The following is a 14,810-nucleotide window of genomic DNA, read 5'->3' on the forward strand; positions in this document are numbered from 1 at the left end:
ATTTCTAATTTTCGTTGGTTGTGTTGAGTTGTAATGCTTGACCGAGCATGTTTTCCATTGCTTTTTCAGAGAAGCGATTCAGGACAAATGTCGCGCCGTTGTGCGACGTTTTGAGCCATTCATCGTTATCTTTCAGGAGTGTACATACGTATCCTGCAAAGGCCGAGGCATCTGAGGTCACCGGTATTAGTTTATCAAGTTCAGCCAATCCTTGCGCGCCAATTTCTGTTGTTACTAATGGAGTTCCATAGGCCATGGCTTCAATTACTTTATTTTTTATGCCTGCGCCATAACGCAGGGGAACTACGGCAACACGTGCTGTTAAGTAGTAGTGCAGCAGTTGTTCATCGGTAACATACCCAGTAACAATAATATTTTCGGCAGCTAAGGCTTTTACATCATCGGATGGATTGGAGCCAATTAAGTACACCATAATATCCGGAATGGTTTGGCGTACGATAGGTAGTATCTCATTGATGAACCATTTTGCCGCATCTGCGTTTGGAGGATGCCCAAAGCCTGCGACAAAAATAATAACATTATCCGCTATTGCCGAGCGCTTCAAATACTCCGAGGCTTGGCCGTAAGTGTATGGGGAGATAGTTTGTGCATTAATATCTGCGTAATTTTGATTGATAAAGCTAGTTTCTTCATCTGATGGATAAAGTACGATGTCGACAGACTTCCAGATGCTGCTTTCCATTTGCAAGTAGCGCTCAGCATCTTTAAGCAAGCTATCATTATTGGTTATCTCGGCTTCATTTTTAATTCTGGCAAAATGTAGATCGTGACCATAATACGCAACTCTGATATCGGGAAATTTTGCAAGGACTTCAAGATAGTTGATGCTTATATGAGGTCTGCTTAACAATACTTGAGTTATTGCGCCTTCTGAGGATTTAATCCATTGTTCAAATTTTCCAGTGTATTCGTGGCCATAAAGAACCTCCACGCCAAGTTGCTGTAATTGTGGAGTGTATGTTGGGTCATACCAAAGATTGTCTGGCCAAAATTTTACATTGCATCCCATGCGTAGCAATGATTTTATAAATGCAACCATAGTGCGCGAGCCAGCATCTCTGTCTGGTTGCGGGACATAATGATCAACAATGACAACGCAAGGTTTTCGCAGCGATTTATCCCGAGCGCTGAAAACAAGCTCTGCATTTTTGGGGTGTGTGTTAAGTACATTCTGCCATTTTTCGAGAAATTTCGTTTGATTGGCAACTTGATAGGATTTGACTCCTGTGCCGTGTACATCTGTTCCATTCGATACTCCTTCATAATGGACTACTATCGATGCAGGCTGATAGTAAAGCTTAAGGCCCGCTGCTCTCACTTTGAAGGCAAGATCAGAATCTTCGCAATATGCAGGTACATAGCGTTCATCAAACAAGCCAAGTTCAATGAAAAGACTCTTTTTGATAAGCAGCGATGCACCCGATGAATAATCCGCTTCTTTTATATAATTGAACTCCGGTAAGCTTGGGTCTTGTAGTCTTCCATAATTCCAGGCGGAGCCATCCCTCCATAATATGCCTCCCGCTTCTTGCAGTCTGCCATCTGGATATACAAGTTTCGATCCAACCATGCCGCAGTCATTATGGCGATTGAATACGTCCAGCATGGTATCCAGCCAGCCTTCCGTTACTTCTGTGTCGTTGTTTAGTAAATAAATGTATTCGCCATTTGCAAGGGATGTTGCTCGATTGCATGATCGTACAAAGCCAAGATTTACAGGATTTACTTCATAGCGAAGCCCTTTTACCTGTTGTAGCCTATGGATCTCATGGTCTGGCGACCTATCCTCCAGTACAATAACTTCGATTGATGCCTTCGGCTTGTATTTGGCGATGGATTTTAGGCATGTCAGCGTGATGGGCAGATTGCCATAACTAGGAATGACAATTGAAACTAATGGTTTTTCTATGCATGGCAATTCCAGTGACTCTAGAGTTGCTTGAATATCGTCAGGTGAAACAACACCGTCTGTTTTGATTGCCAGCGTTTTTGGATTTACTCGTCTTTTCCAAATTTCATAATGGACAACCCCTTCAAAAAGCGGTCCCGCAATACGATATGCGCAAGTGGCTAAAAAATCTTTAGTGCGCTTATTGAGTGGTAATTTCTTATAAGTATTTCGGCCAAATTTTTGTATATGAGGGCGAAGAGAGTTGGCAACCACATCAGTTTCCATGCGAAACAATCTTCCCAGAAAGCGCAGAGGCTTTGTCACTCTCCAAGAGCGCGATCGAATAATTCTTTGGTAGTCATGAGTTTTGGTTGCCAATTCAGTTGTGATTTTCGAGAGTGACATTGTAGTGCTATCTAAATTTGCTTTTATATCATTTTTCTCTGCAAGCGATTGCAGTAATGATTCGTTTAATTCTCTTAGTTTCAGTGCCATCTCTGCTAATTCTTTAGCCTGTGCGGAATTACAATTTTTGTGGTGCTCAATTTGAATCTGTAGCTCGTTAATTTGCTGATTGGCAACGGAAAGATATTGGTTGTTTTTGGCAGTCAATATGTTTTCTTCTGCAAGCAAATTTAAGCGATGTAAATCCAGATTAAGTTTGTTTAGTTCTTGGGATTTTTCTTCATCAGCTTTTCTAAGCGCAAATAGTTCTTCGTCAAGCCGGCGAGCCCACTTTATTTTATCTTCAAGCTCGGAGTGCAATTGGTTAATACGTTGGTTGGCAATAATCAGGTTTTGATCATTGTTTTTGGCCCATAAAGTACGCTCTTCTACTAGTAAAAGAGTACGATTTAATTCGAGAGATAATGCTTGTATGTCCTGAGATTTTTTTTCATTTTCTAGTCGTATAGCTGTTGTCTCTGTTATGAGATTTCGAATATGCGAAGATTTATCTTCTAGTTCTGACTTTATTTTTCGTAAATAATCACGACTTTCTTCCAGATCACTATTTAAATTTTTTGCCCAGTTGGTACGCTCATCAAGCATAGCTCTAAGTCTTGTCAGTTCGAAGTTGAGACTTTCATTTTCAGCAGATTTTGCCTGTAATGCACTGTTTTTTAGTGCAACCTCTTTGGTGTTTTGGTCAAGTAACAATTTGGTTTTATTTATCTCATCTTCTTGCAAATTTAATTCTTTCAGAAGATCTGCATTAAATTGGCGTTCTTTTTCCAATGAGTCGTTTAATTGCAGCGCCCAAGAAGAGCGTTCTTCAAATTCTTCTTGTAAAGTTTTCAGTTGTGTGTTTCTAGTGTTGAGTTCTTCGTCAAGACCGCAAGCCCATTTTTTTGCCTTTTCTGTTTCATTAATCTGTGTTGTTATTATACTTTCATGAATGATGCTGGCTTGATTTGCAATATGGGCCAGTATTTTTATTTTGTGATTTGAATCGTTTATTTCTACGATTGAGTAGATTTCTCGTGATGGAATAGAGATTCTGCTTATTTCAGAGAAAGACTTATAATCAAGAGCGACAACCACAGCTGATGCCTGGCCAGTATTTTCGACATTTCTTGATCTGCTTAGTCCAACAAATAAAACGCCATTGCGATAATAGATTCCTCGTGTATATCCATCGAGCTTTATACGACGATAGATTTTTCCATCTTCGTTAAATTCTATGACTTCATTTGTTTCAGAGTTGGCAACCAGTAGGTTATTGCCTATAGCATATGGAGAGTGTGGCTGCGATAATCCAGTAATAATAGGTTGCATTGTGGCAAGGTCATATATTATTCCTTTGTTCGCACTATTGTTTTTATATTCTCGATGCGCGGTGAAGGTGCCAAAAGCAGAAGCAATAACTTTGTTATTCCATACCGCAACACAATTTAAGTGGGATGAATCATTGTCGCCTGGCAGCATCCATTTTTGTTTTAGACGTAGAGTATCATCAAGCTGAATAACTTCATTCGTTGTTGTACTTACTAGGTAATAAAAGCTTTCATGGATGAGTACATCATGAATGTCATCAAATTTAATTGTTGATTGCAAGATTTCAGAATAGTCATCCGAGTAAATTGCAATACTTGCAGGTTGTAGTCCGCGGATTAGCTTTCCTTCTGTGTAACAAAGACCTGTAGTATTTAAGGAGTCTAATTTTTGGGGTGTTTCATTGTGAACGAAGTAAATGCCGCCATTATTGGGACATGAAACAAATAAATCTGTGAATAAATTTTTCATTATCTATAGGTGCTCGCGCTTATTTCCAGATTAACAACTTCAGTTTCAACGTTGTTGATTATTGGCAATACTCTGAAAGCTACTGCATCAACTATACGGTGGACAAAGGTTTCTTCTCCATTGACTACTCCAAAAATCCCTGCATTCATGAAAAATGTACCTGGATTAAGATTACAAGTAAACGAGAAGTCTACCTCAATGCTTTCCCCTGCTTTTACAAGCGGAATGGCATCTTGAAATGAATGGGCTGAATGGGCGCCGCCCAGCATTAAGCCCGACACGGATTTAATAGACATACCAAAACGAACACAAGAAATCTCCCTGTCGAAAATAGCTTTGAAACGATAGTTGTATCGACGTCCACGAATCAAGCCATTAACTCGATCATTCGTTGAGGTAAATATTGCAGGTTCTTGTATTGTTGCCCCTTTTGCTTCGTACAGAATGGTATTCTGGGGTTTTAGATGTTCGTCGAATGTTTCTTCAGTTAGCTGTGTACGCTCTTCCGTCTTGTTGCTAGAGGCATTACTGTTTTCTACCGCGATATTGTCTTCAATTAAATCTCCAATAACGATTGAATCTTTTGAATACAGTATTTTTTGATATAAGTCGATAACTTTCTTTGGTTGACCATCCAGAAGTAATTGGCCTTTATTTAATAAAATTGCTCTATCGCATAATTGAAGAATTTGGGATGCGGAATGAGATACAAAAAGGATGGTGGTTCCGTTGTTCTTGATTTCTTCAAGTTTTGCAAAGCATTTTCTTTGAAATAACTCATCACCTACAGCAAGGGCTTCATCAATAATTAGGATTTCTGGTTCAATATTGATAGAGACAGAAAATGCCAAGCGAACCATCATTCCGCTGGAATATGTCTTAACAGGTTGATTAATAAAATCACCTATATCTGCAAATGCAATGATACGCTCAAGCTTTGAGTTTATTTCTTCTTTGGTGAGGCCAAGAATGGCTCCATTCATATAAATATTATCAAGTCCACTGTATTCTGGATTAAAGCCAGAGCCAAGCTCTAACAGTGCGGCAATACGCCCATCAATTGTTATGGCGCCAGAGGTTGGTGTTAGTGTGTTACATATTAATTGTAATAAGGTTGATTTCCCGCTGCCGTTGCGGCCCACAATTCCTACAGTTTCACCTCTTTTTACATTAAAAGAGATTTCTGATAATGCCCAAAACTCTGTAAAATATTGCTTTGCTTTCATGCCTAATGCATGTCGTAAGCTGGGATAAATAAACTGTTTTAGTCTGTCACCAGGTGTTGCATATATGTGAAAGCATTTACTTATGCTATTCACACTAATAGAAATTTCAGATGACATCGGCAAACCCTTTTTTTGTTTTCTGAAACCAAGCATAGCCGAGCCAAAAAATAGCTGAGCCAGACAAGCTGTACATCAATAGTCCACTCCAATTTGGATATTGGCCAAAAATAATGACGTTACGCGATTGTTCAATAATAAAAGTCAAGGGGTTCATGTTGAGTAGGAAACGATATGCTTCCGGTACTACTTCTGCGGAATAAAAAACAGGCGCCAGAAATAGCATAACTAATGTAATAATAGAGACGGTTTGACTAGTGTCTTTAATGAACACACCGAGTGAGGATATTATCCATGCCAGCCCAAGAACTAGCAGCATAAATGGCATGAGAATAATTGGGAGTAAAAAAACAGTGAGGTGCAACGAATGATTTACTAGTGCGTATGCAATTAATAGTACTGCCAAGGAGATACAGGCATGAAACAGGGCTGAGCCCAAGGATATAATTGGTAATATTTCGAGGGGGAAAACTACTTTTTTTACATAATTCACATTGCTTGTAATTAATGTTGATGCTTTATTTAATACGTCAGATAAAATTCCATGAATGATAATGCCAACAAACATAATTATAGCATAATCGAATTGGCTTTGATTTGAGGCCTCTCCCCAGCGCGATTTAAAAATCACAGAAAAGACAAATGTATAAACAGAAAGCATAAGAATAGGATGAAACAGTGACCATCCCAAGCCTATTATTGAACCTTTGTATTTCCCAGTTGACTCGCGTACTGTCAATTGATGGATAACGTGTTTATTAGTTAAAACGGTTTTCGCTAGTTTAATTAACGAGGTGCTTTGGTTATATCTTGAATTCATTTTTTAGCTCTAAACTTAAATTATTGAGCATTTAATTTATTGATAATAGACGAGGTAATCTCATCAATATTTTTATCTGATGTATCTATGCTTATCCACGGTGTTTGTGGCGCCTCATAGGGAGATGAAATGCCCGTGAAGTTTTCGATGAGTCCCGCCCTGGCTTTTTTATAGAGTCCTTTTACATCTCTTTTTTCACAAACAGATAGCGGTGTTGATAGATATATCTCAAAAAAATTATGCTCTCCAATAATCGATTTCGCGATTCTTCTATCCTCATCTAATGGAGATATAAGGGCACAAATTACAACAATTCCTGCATCGTTGAGTATCTTGGCGACTTCAGCTGCTCTGCGGATATTCTCTTTTCTATCGTCGAGACTAAAACCCAGGTCTTTGCATAATCCAGAACGAAGAATGTCACCATCTATAATATATGTGCAGAGATTAGAGTTGGCGAGTTGATCTGCTAGCGCAATGCTCACGGTAGTTTTTCCTGAGCCACTCAGGCCAGTTAGCCATAACGTTGATGTTTTCATAAAAGCTTATTCTGTGAGAAATTGATGTAGTGTTGCAGCGTTCATATCTTTTGTGCTTAGGAGTGGGCCATTTGTAATGTCGGGCCAAGTGATTCCTATTTCTTCATCATTCCATAGAAGAGCACCTTCATGCTCAGGTGAGTAGTAGTTAGTCGTTTTATAAAGAAATTCGGCTGTATCACTCAGTGTTAAAAAGCCGTGAGCAAACCCCTCTGGAATCCATAATTGACGTTTGTTTTCGGCAGAGAGATGTACACCAACCCATTGTCCAAAAGTGGGTGAGGATTTGCGAATATCTACGGCAACGTCAAACACCTCGCCTTGTACGACACGTACCAGTTTACCTTGTGCCATGGGTGGTAATTGATAGTGCAAGCCGCGCAATACGCCTTTGCTAGATTTGGAGTGATTGTCCTGTACGAACTCTTGTTGTAGGCCTGTTGCTTCTATAAATAATTTTTTATTGAAGCTTTCAAAAAAAAAGCCGCGTTCATCGCCAAATACTTTTGGTTCAAAAATAATAACATCGGGGATTTCGGTTTTAATTGCGTTCATGTCTGACCTTATGCGGTGTAGGCGCTGATATTTTTTAATGCCGATTGCCAATCGCTTGGTGCTATGCCAAATGCATTTTCCAATTTGCTGCAATCGAGTTTTGAGTTGGCAGGGCGTTTTGCCGGTGTTGGGTAGTCGGCAGTTGTGATGGCATTGAGTTGCGGTATCGCCTTGTTATAAAGCCCTGCTTGCTCAACGTGGGAAAAAATCTGTTGGGCAAAACCAAACCAGCTGATATGGGGGAGGCCTGCATAGTGGTAAGTACCCCAGGGAGTCGTGTTACCTGTGGCGTAGTGTTTGGCAATGCTGAGCAGTGCGTTGGCAATATCGCTGGCGTAGGTGGGGCCGCCTTCCTGATCGGCCACTATGCCGAGAGTGTCCCGGGAGCTGCCGAGGCGTATCATGGTTTTAACAAAATTATTGCCATGTTCACCAAATACCCAGGCGGTGCGCAAAATAATGTGTTTGTCATTGGCGGCGGAGACGGCTTGTTCGCCTTCCAGTTTGCTATGGCCGTATACACCTTGCGGTGCGGTAGTGTCGTTTTCGCTGTAGGTGCCTGTTGCATCGCCTGCGAATACATAATCGGTTGAGATATGGAATATCGCGGCGCCATTATCTTTGGCCGCGCGAGCGAGGTTGGCGGGGCCATCGCGATTGATGGCATAGGCCAGTGCCTGTTCTTGTTCGGCTTTATCGACGGCGGTGTAGGCTGCCGCGTTGATAATAATGTCGGGTTGGTATTGTGCGACAGCGCTATTAACAGCGACGGAGTCACTGATATCTAATTCGGTGCGAGTCAGTGCGACAAAATCCCATCCTTGTTCACGCAATTGTTGCTGCAGGCAGTAACCTACCTGGCCATTGGCGCCGGTCACTAAAATTTTCATGCCTTGGATTGCTCCGCAATTTTTAACAGATACTGCCCATAACCGGTTTTGGACAGCGCCTTACCTTCAGCAATTAATTGTTCTTTGCTAATCCATTTATTGACGAAACCTATTTCTTCCAGGCATGCCACTTTGAGGCCTTGGCGGTGTTCAATGGTTTGCACAAAATGACCCGCCTCAAGGAGGCTTTCGTGAGTGCCGGTGTCTAGCCAGGCGTAACCGCGACCCAGCAGTTCTACATTTAAATCGCCGCGTTCCAAATAGGCATTGTTAACGCTGGTAATTTCCAGTTCACCACGGTGGGAAGGTTTGATGGTTTTGGCAATTTCAATCACGTCGTTGTCATAAAAGTACAACCCTGTTACCGCATAATTGGATTTTGGCTGTTTGGGTTTTTCTTCGATGGAGATTGCGCGCATCTGTGCATCAAACTCCACCACACCAAAACGCTCAGGGTCATTGACATGATAACCAAATACGGTGGCGCCAGTTTTGCGTGCTACTGCACTTTGCAGACTTTGTGTGAGGCCGTGGCCGTAGTAAATATTGTCACCTAACACAAGGCAGACATTGTCTTTGCCGATAAAGCCTTCGCCAATAATAAATGCCTGGGCTAGGCCATCCGGACTTGGCTGTACAGCGTAGTTCAGGCGAATACCGTATTGCGAGCCATCGCCCAGCAGGCGCATGAAACTGGCGGAGTCTTCCGGGGTGGTAATAATGAGGATGTCTTGAATACCCGCAAGCATCAGCACTGAGAGCGGGTAATAAATCATGGGCTTGTCGTAGATCGGTAGCAGCTGTTTAGAAACACCTTTGGTAATAGGGTGTAAGCGGGTGCCGCTGCCTCCCGCCAGAATAATACCTTTCATAGAAAATCCTGAAGTTCTGTAAAGGAGTCACCGGCACATTCATGCCGATGAAAAGTTATTGTGTGCCGAGACGTTCGCGTTGGTAGCTGCCGTCCTGAACACGTTGTGCCCAGTTGAGGTTTTCAAGGTACCAGATAACGGTTTTGCGGATGCCAGACTCGAAGGTTTCTTCGGGTGACCAGCCCAGCTCGCGCTGGATTTTGCTTGCATCGATAGCATAGCGAATGTCATGACCGGGGCGATCTTGTACAAAAGTAATTAAATCCTTGTGTGCTTTGATGCCTAATGCGGTTTGGCTGAGCGGACGCAATTCGTCTAGCAGTGCACAGATAGTATGCACGACCTCAATATTTTGTTTCTCATTGTGGCCGCCAATATTATAGGTCTCGCCAATTTTGCCTTCTGTAACAACTTTGTACAGTGCACGAGCGTGATCTTCTACAAATAGCCAATCGCGGATTTGATTGCCTTTGCCATAAACCGGTAGAGGTTTTCCTTCCAGTGCATTGAGGATAACCAGTGGGATTAACTTTTCAGGGAAATGATAGGGACCATAGTTGTTGGAGCAGTTGGTGACAAGGGTTGGCAGGCCATAGGTACGGCGCCAGGCGCGGACCAGATGATCCGAACTGGCTTTACTGGCAGAGTAGGGTGAGCTAGGCGCGTAGGGCGTGGTTTCGGTAAACAGGTCTTCCGGCCCTTCCAGGTCGCCATAAACTTCGTCCGTGGAAATGTGGTGGAAGCGGAAGGCTGCTTTGCGTGCATCGGGTAAGTCCTTCCAATAATTACGGCTGGCTTCCAGCAATTGGTAGGTGCCTACGATATTCGTCTCAATAAACGCAGCGGGGCCATCGATAGAACGATCTACGTGACTCTCGGCTGCCAGATGCATCACCGCATCTGGTTGGTGCTGGGCAAAGACTCTGTCCAATGTGCTGCGATCACAAATATCCACTTGTTCAAAGGTGTAACGCGCGTTATCGGCAACGCTGGTTAGTGATTCAAGGTTGCCGGCATAAGTCAGCTTATCCAGATTGACGACATGGTCGGTAGTGTTGTTAATGATGTGGCGTACAACGGCTGAGCCGATAAATCCGGCGCCGCCGGTGACCAAAATTTTCATAATTACATCCTGTTCGTTTTGTAGATTACTGACGGCCAACAGAGTAGTAGGTAAAGCCGCGCTTCGCTAATCGCTTGGGGTCGTACATATTGCGGCCATCAAAAATGGTTGGCTGGCTGAGCATGGTTTTGATCAGGTCGAAATCCGGGGCGCGGAAGGCTTGCCACTCGGTGACGATGATCAGTCCATCGGCATGTTTAAGTGCGCTTTCTTTGGTGCCGCACAGCAGCAGATCGTCGCGGTTGCCGTAAATACGTTGGGTTTCGTTCATGGCTTCCGGATCAAATGCCTGTACCTTGGCGCCAGCTTCCCAGAGGGCTTCCATCACGACGCGTGCTGGTGCTTCGCGCATATCATCCGTATTGGGTTTAAAGCTCAAGCCCCAGAGTGCAAAGGTTTTGCCTTTGAGGTCGCCGTTGAAATGTTTGTGGATCTTGGCAAATAAGGTGGTTTTTTGTTCGTTGTTGCGTGCTTCTACGGCCTTTAACACTTTGGCGTCGAATTTGATATGGTCGGCTGTCTGGATCAGTGCCTGCACATCTTTCGGGAAGCAAGAGCCGCCATAGCCAACACCAGGGTAGATGAAGTGGTAGCCAATACGGGGGTCACTGCCTATGCCGTGACGTACCGCTTCAATGTCGGCGCCGAGGATTTCGGCGAGGTTGGCCATTTCGTTCATGAAACTGATCTTGGTGGCGAGCATGCAGTTGGCGGCATATTTGGTCAGCTCGGCGCTGCGCACGTCCATCACGATGATTTTTTCGTGGTTGCGATTAAAAGGAGCATAAAGTTCGCGCATCACATCTTCGGCGTCTTTGTTGTCAGTGCCGATCACAATGCGATCTGGCTTCATGCAGTCGGCAACAGCAGAGCCTTCTTTGAGGAATTCTGGATTGGAGATGACATCAAAGGTGAGCTGGCTCTTACCTTTGTTTTGCAGGACTTCGGCGATTTTGGCTTTGACCCGGTCGCCTGTGCCGACGGGTACTGTGGATTTATCCACTACAATTTTGTGTGATTCCATGTGCTCGGCGATGGTGCTGGCAACCGCGAGTACATACTTAAGGTCAGCGGAGCCGTCTTCATCGGGTGGTGTACCTACGGCAATGAACTGTACTTCGCCGTGTTTAACACCATGGGCGGCATCGACAGTGAAACTCAAGCGACCGGCGGCGAAGTTCTCTTTTACCAAAGGCTCAAGGCCGGGTTCATAGATCGGGATACGGCCCTGCTTTAAGGCCTCTACCTTGTCTGCATCTACATCCACACAGACAACATCATGGCCCACTTCAGCCAGAATTGCTGCCTGCACCAAGCCGACATAGCCAATTCCAAAAACGGTAACTTTCATGGTGAGTTATATCCTTTATAAGACAAAGAGAAAAACCAATTCAATAATCCAGCGAGAATAACGATTGTTGCGGCGCGCGTGAGCAAAAACAGGTTGCAGGTATGCGAGTGGCATGACAGTAACAAAGGGGTTCTGATGTGTAATTGCCGTGTTTATCATGCCAGTATTCTGGTCATTGCGGTGGTTGTAGCGCTTCGCCGCGCCTTATTACCACCGGCCGAATGCGGCGAAGTCTACCTTGTTTGGCAAGTGGCGTTCAAATCCAATTTAGCCAGTCTGCGGATTGTGTAACTTAAGCCAGCTTGAGTTTTAGCGCATCAAGTACCTGTTTGACCCGTTGAATGGCGGTGGCCTGATCGTCTGCTTCCGCGTAACAGCGCAATTCCGGCGCATTGCCGGATGGCCTCAGGTGAATAATTTCACCATCGGTAAAGCTGATGCGTAAGCCGTCGGTGGTGTTCAGTGCGGCGACGGTTTTGGGGCCAAGTGCAAGCAGGTCGAGCAAAACGGCAGGATCCTGGGTGACCTCCGCAATAAAAGCCTTGCTGGTGTTGGTGGCGATGTTTTGAATCCTGTCACTGGCAGTAAAGCGCGCGGGCAATGCGGCGACCTGGGCAGACAGTTTTAGGTCGGCTGCTGCCGCAATCAGGGCGATTCCGGGTAAGAGTGCATCACGGGTGGGCAGGGCTTTGAGCGGCTTGCCATTGAGCTGTACATCCGACCCTAATAAGAAGCCGCCGTTGGCTTCAAAACCGGCAATAGAGGCGTGATTTGGGGCAAGGGCTTCCAGTGCGGCAATTACATAGGGGGAGCCAATTCTGGTGCGCGCAACCTCATCGAAAGCACCGCATTTTTCAATGGCGGTATTGCAGCTTACGGGAACCGCCAGGGCGCGTATCCCCAGTTGGCGGGCGCACAGCAGGCCAACAATATCACCGCGCAGCCATTCGCCGTTTTCGTCGGCAATCAGCGGTCTGTCGCCATCGCCATCGGTGGAGAAGATGGCATCAAACCCGTAGGCTTTTGACCACTGGCGACCTTTCTGCACATCTACTTCGGCCACAGCTTCAGTATCTATGGGAACAAAGGTATCCGTGCGCTCCAGGCTGGTGACTTCGGCCCCCAAACTGCGGAATAGGTTGGCATAGAGATCGCGCCCGGCGCTTGAATGCTCATAAAGACCAATGTGCAGACCTTGCATAATGCCAGGGGCAAACACCTCGCGGTAGCGCTGGATATAATTCTCGGCGCCGAGCGGGTTAACGGCAGGCAGGGCGCTGGAATAAGGGGTCAGGGCAGCCTGGGTGCTGACAATCGCCTGTTCATCGGCCTTGGTGATTTCACCGGTTGGGCGATAGAACTTGAGTCCGTTGCGATCAAAGGGGATGTGGCTGCCGGTTACCATAATCGCCGGTACGCCATCTTGCATTGCCTGATAGGCGAGCGCCGGGGTTGGCAGTACGCCATAGTAATCAACGGCAATGCCCAATGCCTGCGCCGCACCACTGCAAGCGGCCGCCATGGCGGGGCTACTGGGGCGGTTATCAATGCCAATCGCCACGCGCGATACCTGAAATTCGCGCTGCATACCCAATAAGAAGCTCTGTGCAAAGCTGGCGACTACGTCATCGCTGAAGTCGCTGACCAACCCGCGCGCACCGGACGTGCCGAAGCTGATACCGCTTTCACCAATAATCTGCTGAAGTGATAGTGTCATGATTTAAGGCCTATTGAACCGTTCGGCAAAGCGCACAATATCGTCTTCACCCAAATAAGCACCGGACTGAACTTCGATCAGTTCCAGCGGGATTTTGCCGGGGTTTTCCAGCGCGTGCGCTGTCCCCAGGGGGATGTACACCGATTGATTCTCGGAAAGCAGAGATTCTTTGCCATCAATGCTTACCTTGGCGGTGCCGGAGACCACAATCCAGTGTTCGGAGCGATGATGGTGCATCTGCATGGAGACTTTTTGCTCTGGCATCACCGTAATGCGTTTGACCTGGTAGCGGTAACCTGTGTCGATGGAGTCTTGCTTGCCCCAACGGCGATAAACTTCGCGATGGACCCGGTGCTCCGGGCGGCCGCTTTTTTTCAGGCTCTGCACAATCGCTTTTACATCCTGAACATGGTCTTTTGACGCGACCAGCACGGCGTCTTTGGTTTGTACCACAATGGTGTTTTCCAGGCCGACAGTTGCCACCAGCCCGGTCTCTGCAAACACGTAATTGTTCTGGCTATTAAAAGAAAGCACATCGCCTTTGTGCGAATTGCCCTCGGTATTTTTTTCCGATACTTCCCACAGCGATGACCAGGAGCCCACATCGCTCCAGCCGGCATCCAGAGGGATAACAACGGCGCTATCGGTTTTTTCCATCACGGCATAATCGATGGAGTCATCGGGGCACTGTAAAAATGCCTCTTTGTTGACACGGATAAAGTCCAAATCCGGGTCGATATTTTCCATCGCCAATTCACAGGCGGCAAAAATATCCGGGCGGTATTGTTTGAGATTGTCCAAATAGACACTGGCTTTAAACAGAAACATCCCGCTATTCCAGTAAAAATCGCCACTGGCAAGATACTGTTGAGCGGTAGACAAGTTTGGTTTTTCCACAAACTGTTTGACGGCGTAGACGCGTTGTTCCTGATTGGCATCCAGCGCGCTGGCTGCTTGTATATAGCCATAGCCGGTTTCAGGTGCGGTGGGAACAATGCCAAAGGTAACTAATTTATCTTGCTGGGCGCAGGGGACTGCCGCTGAAACAACGCGTCTGAATTCTTGCTCATCCAAAATAATATGGTCGGCAGCCAGTACTAGCAGCAGTGGATCCAAGCCTTTCTTAAGGGCTGCAATCGCGGCTAAAGCAATTGCGGGTGCAGTATTCCTACCCGCAGGCTCCAGAATAATATTGTTATCCAGTTGCTGTATCTGGCGCAGTTGCTCAGCAGCAATAAAGCGATGTTCTTCGTTGCAAATGACTAGCGGTGGAAGTGTATCCAAACCCTTCAAGCGCTTGACGGTTGCCTGCAGCATGGTTGATTTGCCATCCAGGTTTAAAAACTGTTTGGGCATTAAATCGCGCGACAGTGGCCATAGGCGACTACCAGATCCGCCAGCCATGATTACAGGTAGAAGCATAATAATCCCCGTTGGACGTTAA

General features: G+C 45.4%; 11 protein-coding genes. All 11 read right to left on the reverse strand.

The genetic code is table 11. The features are described from left to right. Positions 1–4: 4 nt before the first annotated feature. Positions 5–4,156: a glycosyltransferase gene (locus tag B0D95_RS15735; RefSeq protein WP_078044783.1), complete on the reverse strand. Its 4,152-nt coding sequence runs from the start codon at positions 4,154–4,156 to the stop codon at positions 5–7. Continuing rightward, positions 4,156–5,499: an ABC transporter ATP-binding protein gene (locus B0D95_RS15740; RefSeq protein WP_078044784.1), complete on the reverse strand. Its 1,344-nt coding sequence runs from the start codon at positions 5,497–5,499 to the stop codon at positions 4,156–4,158. The genes B0D95_RS15735 and B0D95_RS15740 overlap by 1 nt, the downstream gene beginning before the upstream one ends. Beyond that, a complete protein-coding gene (locus B0D95_RS15745; RefSeq protein ID WP_078044785.1) occupies positions 5,489–6,319 on the reverse strand; it encodes an ABC transporter permease in 831 nt (276 codons plus the stop codon). Before B0D95_RS15745 ends, B0D95_RS15740 begins: the two co-directional genes overlap by 11 nt. Positions 6,320–6,339: 20 nt before the next feature. Then, the gene (gene cysC, locus B0D95_RS15750; RefSeq protein WP_078044786.1) at positions 6,340–6,858 is read right to left on the reverse strand and encodes an adenylyl-sulfate kinase; all 519 of its coding nucleotides are present in this window, start codon (positions 6,856–6,858) and stop codon (positions 6,340–6,342) included. Positions 6,859–6,864: 6 nt separating this feature from the next. Beyond that, the gene (rfbC, locus tag B0D95_RS15755; protein ID WP_078044787.1) at positions 6,865–7,413 is read right to left on the reverse strand and encodes a dTDP-4-dehydrorhamnose 3,5-epimerase; all 549 of its coding nucleotides are present in this window, start codon (positions 7,411–7,413) and stop codon (positions 6,865–6,867) included. Positions 7,414–7,421: 8 nt separating this feature from the next. Next, positions 7,422–8,303, reverse strand: coding sequence for a dTDP-4-dehydrorhamnose reductase (gene rfbD / locus B0D95_RS15760; RefSeq protein WP_078044788.1), 882 nt, complete (start codon positions 8,301–8,303; stop codon positions 7,422–7,424). Further along, entirely contained in the window at positions 8,300–9,175 is an 876-nt protein-coding gene (gene rfbA, locus B0D95_RS15765) for a glucose-1-phosphate thymidylyltransferase RfbA (protein ID WP_078044789.1), read from the reverse strand. The genes rfbD and rfbA overlap by 4 nt, the downstream gene beginning before the upstream one ends. Before the next feature lie 55 nt (positions 9,176–9,230). Further along, positions 9,231–10,298: a dTDP-glucose 4,6-dehydratase gene (gene rfbB, locus B0D95_RS15770; RefSeq protein WP_078044790.1), complete on the reverse strand. Its 1,068-nt coding sequence runs from the start codon at positions 10,296–10,298 to the stop codon at positions 9,231–9,233. Between the two features lie 25 nt (positions 10,299–10,323). Next, complete coding sequence (locus B0D95_RS15775) at positions 10,324–11,649, reverse strand: UDP-glucose/GDP-mannose dehydrogenase family protein (RefSeq protein WP_078044791.1); 1,326 nt, start codon at positions 11,647–11,649, stop codon at positions 10,324–10,326. Between the two features lie 292 nt (positions 11,650–11,941). Continuing rightward, entirely contained in the window at positions 11,942–13,366 is a 1,425-nt protein-coding gene (locus B0D95_RS15780) for a phosphomannomutase (RefSeq protein ID WP_078044792.1), read from the reverse strand. 3 nt (positions 13,367–13,369) lie between these two features. Beyond that, complete coding sequence (locus tag B0D95_RS15785; RefSeq protein ID WP_078044793.1) at positions 13,370–14,788, reverse strand: mannose-1-phosphate guanylyltransferase/mannose-6-phosphate isomerase; 1,419 nt, start codon at positions 14,786–14,788, stop codon at positions 13,370–13,372. Positions 14,789–14,810: the final 22 nt, after the last annotated feature.

It is taken from the genome of Cellvibrio sp. PSBB023 (assembly GCF_002007605.1).
Lineage (GTDB): Bacteria > Pseudomonadota > Gammaproteobacteria > Pseudomonadales > Cellvibrionaceae > Cellvibrio.

Excerpts from the sequence above, each read along its gene's own strand:
- B0D95_RS15735 (WP_078044783.1), bottom strand. The coding sequence starts at position 4,156 with ATGAAAAATTTATTCACAGATTTATTTGTTTCATGTCCCAATAATGGC.
- B0D95_RS15740 (WP_078044784.1), bottom strand. The coding sequence starts at position 5,499 with ATGTCATCTGAAATTTCTATTAGTGTGAATAGCATAAGTAAATGCTTT.
- B0D95_RS15745 (WP_078044785.1), bottom strand. The coding sequence starts at position 6,319 with ATGAATTCAAGATATAACCAAAGCACCTCGTTAATTAAACTAGCGAAA.
- cysC (WP_078044786.1), bottom strand. The coding sequence starts at position 6,858 with ATGAAAACATCAACGTTATGGCTAACTGGCCTGAGTGGCTCAGGAAAA.
- rfbC (WP_078044787.1), bottom strand. The coding sequence starts at position 7,413 with ATGAACGCAATTAAAACCGAAATCCCCGATGTTATTATTTTTGAACCA.
- rfbD (WP_078044788.1), bottom strand. The coding sequence starts at position 8,303 with ATGAAAATTTTAGTGACCGGCGCCAATGGCCAGGTAGGTTACTGCCTG.
- rfbA (WP_078044789.1), bottom strand. The coding sequence starts at position 9,175 with ATGAAAGGTATTATTCTGGCGGGAGGCAGCGGCACCCGCTTACACCCT.
- rfbB (WP_078044790.1), bottom strand. The coding sequence starts at position 10,298 with ATGAAAATTTTGGTCACCGGCGGCGCCGGATTTATCGGCTCAGCCGTT.
- B0D95_RS15775 (WP_078044791.1), bottom strand. The coding sequence starts at position 11,649 with ATGAAAGTTACCGTTTTTGGAATTGGCTATGTCGGCTTGGTGCAGGCA.
- B0D95_RS15780 (WP_078044792.1), bottom strand. The coding sequence starts at position 13,366 with ATGACACTATCACTTCAGCAGATTATTGGTGAAAGCGGTATCAGCTTC.
- B0D95_RS15785 (WP_078044793.1), bottom strand. The coding sequence starts at position 14,788 with ATGCTTCTACCTGTAATCATGGCTGGCGGATCTGGTAGTCGCCTATGG.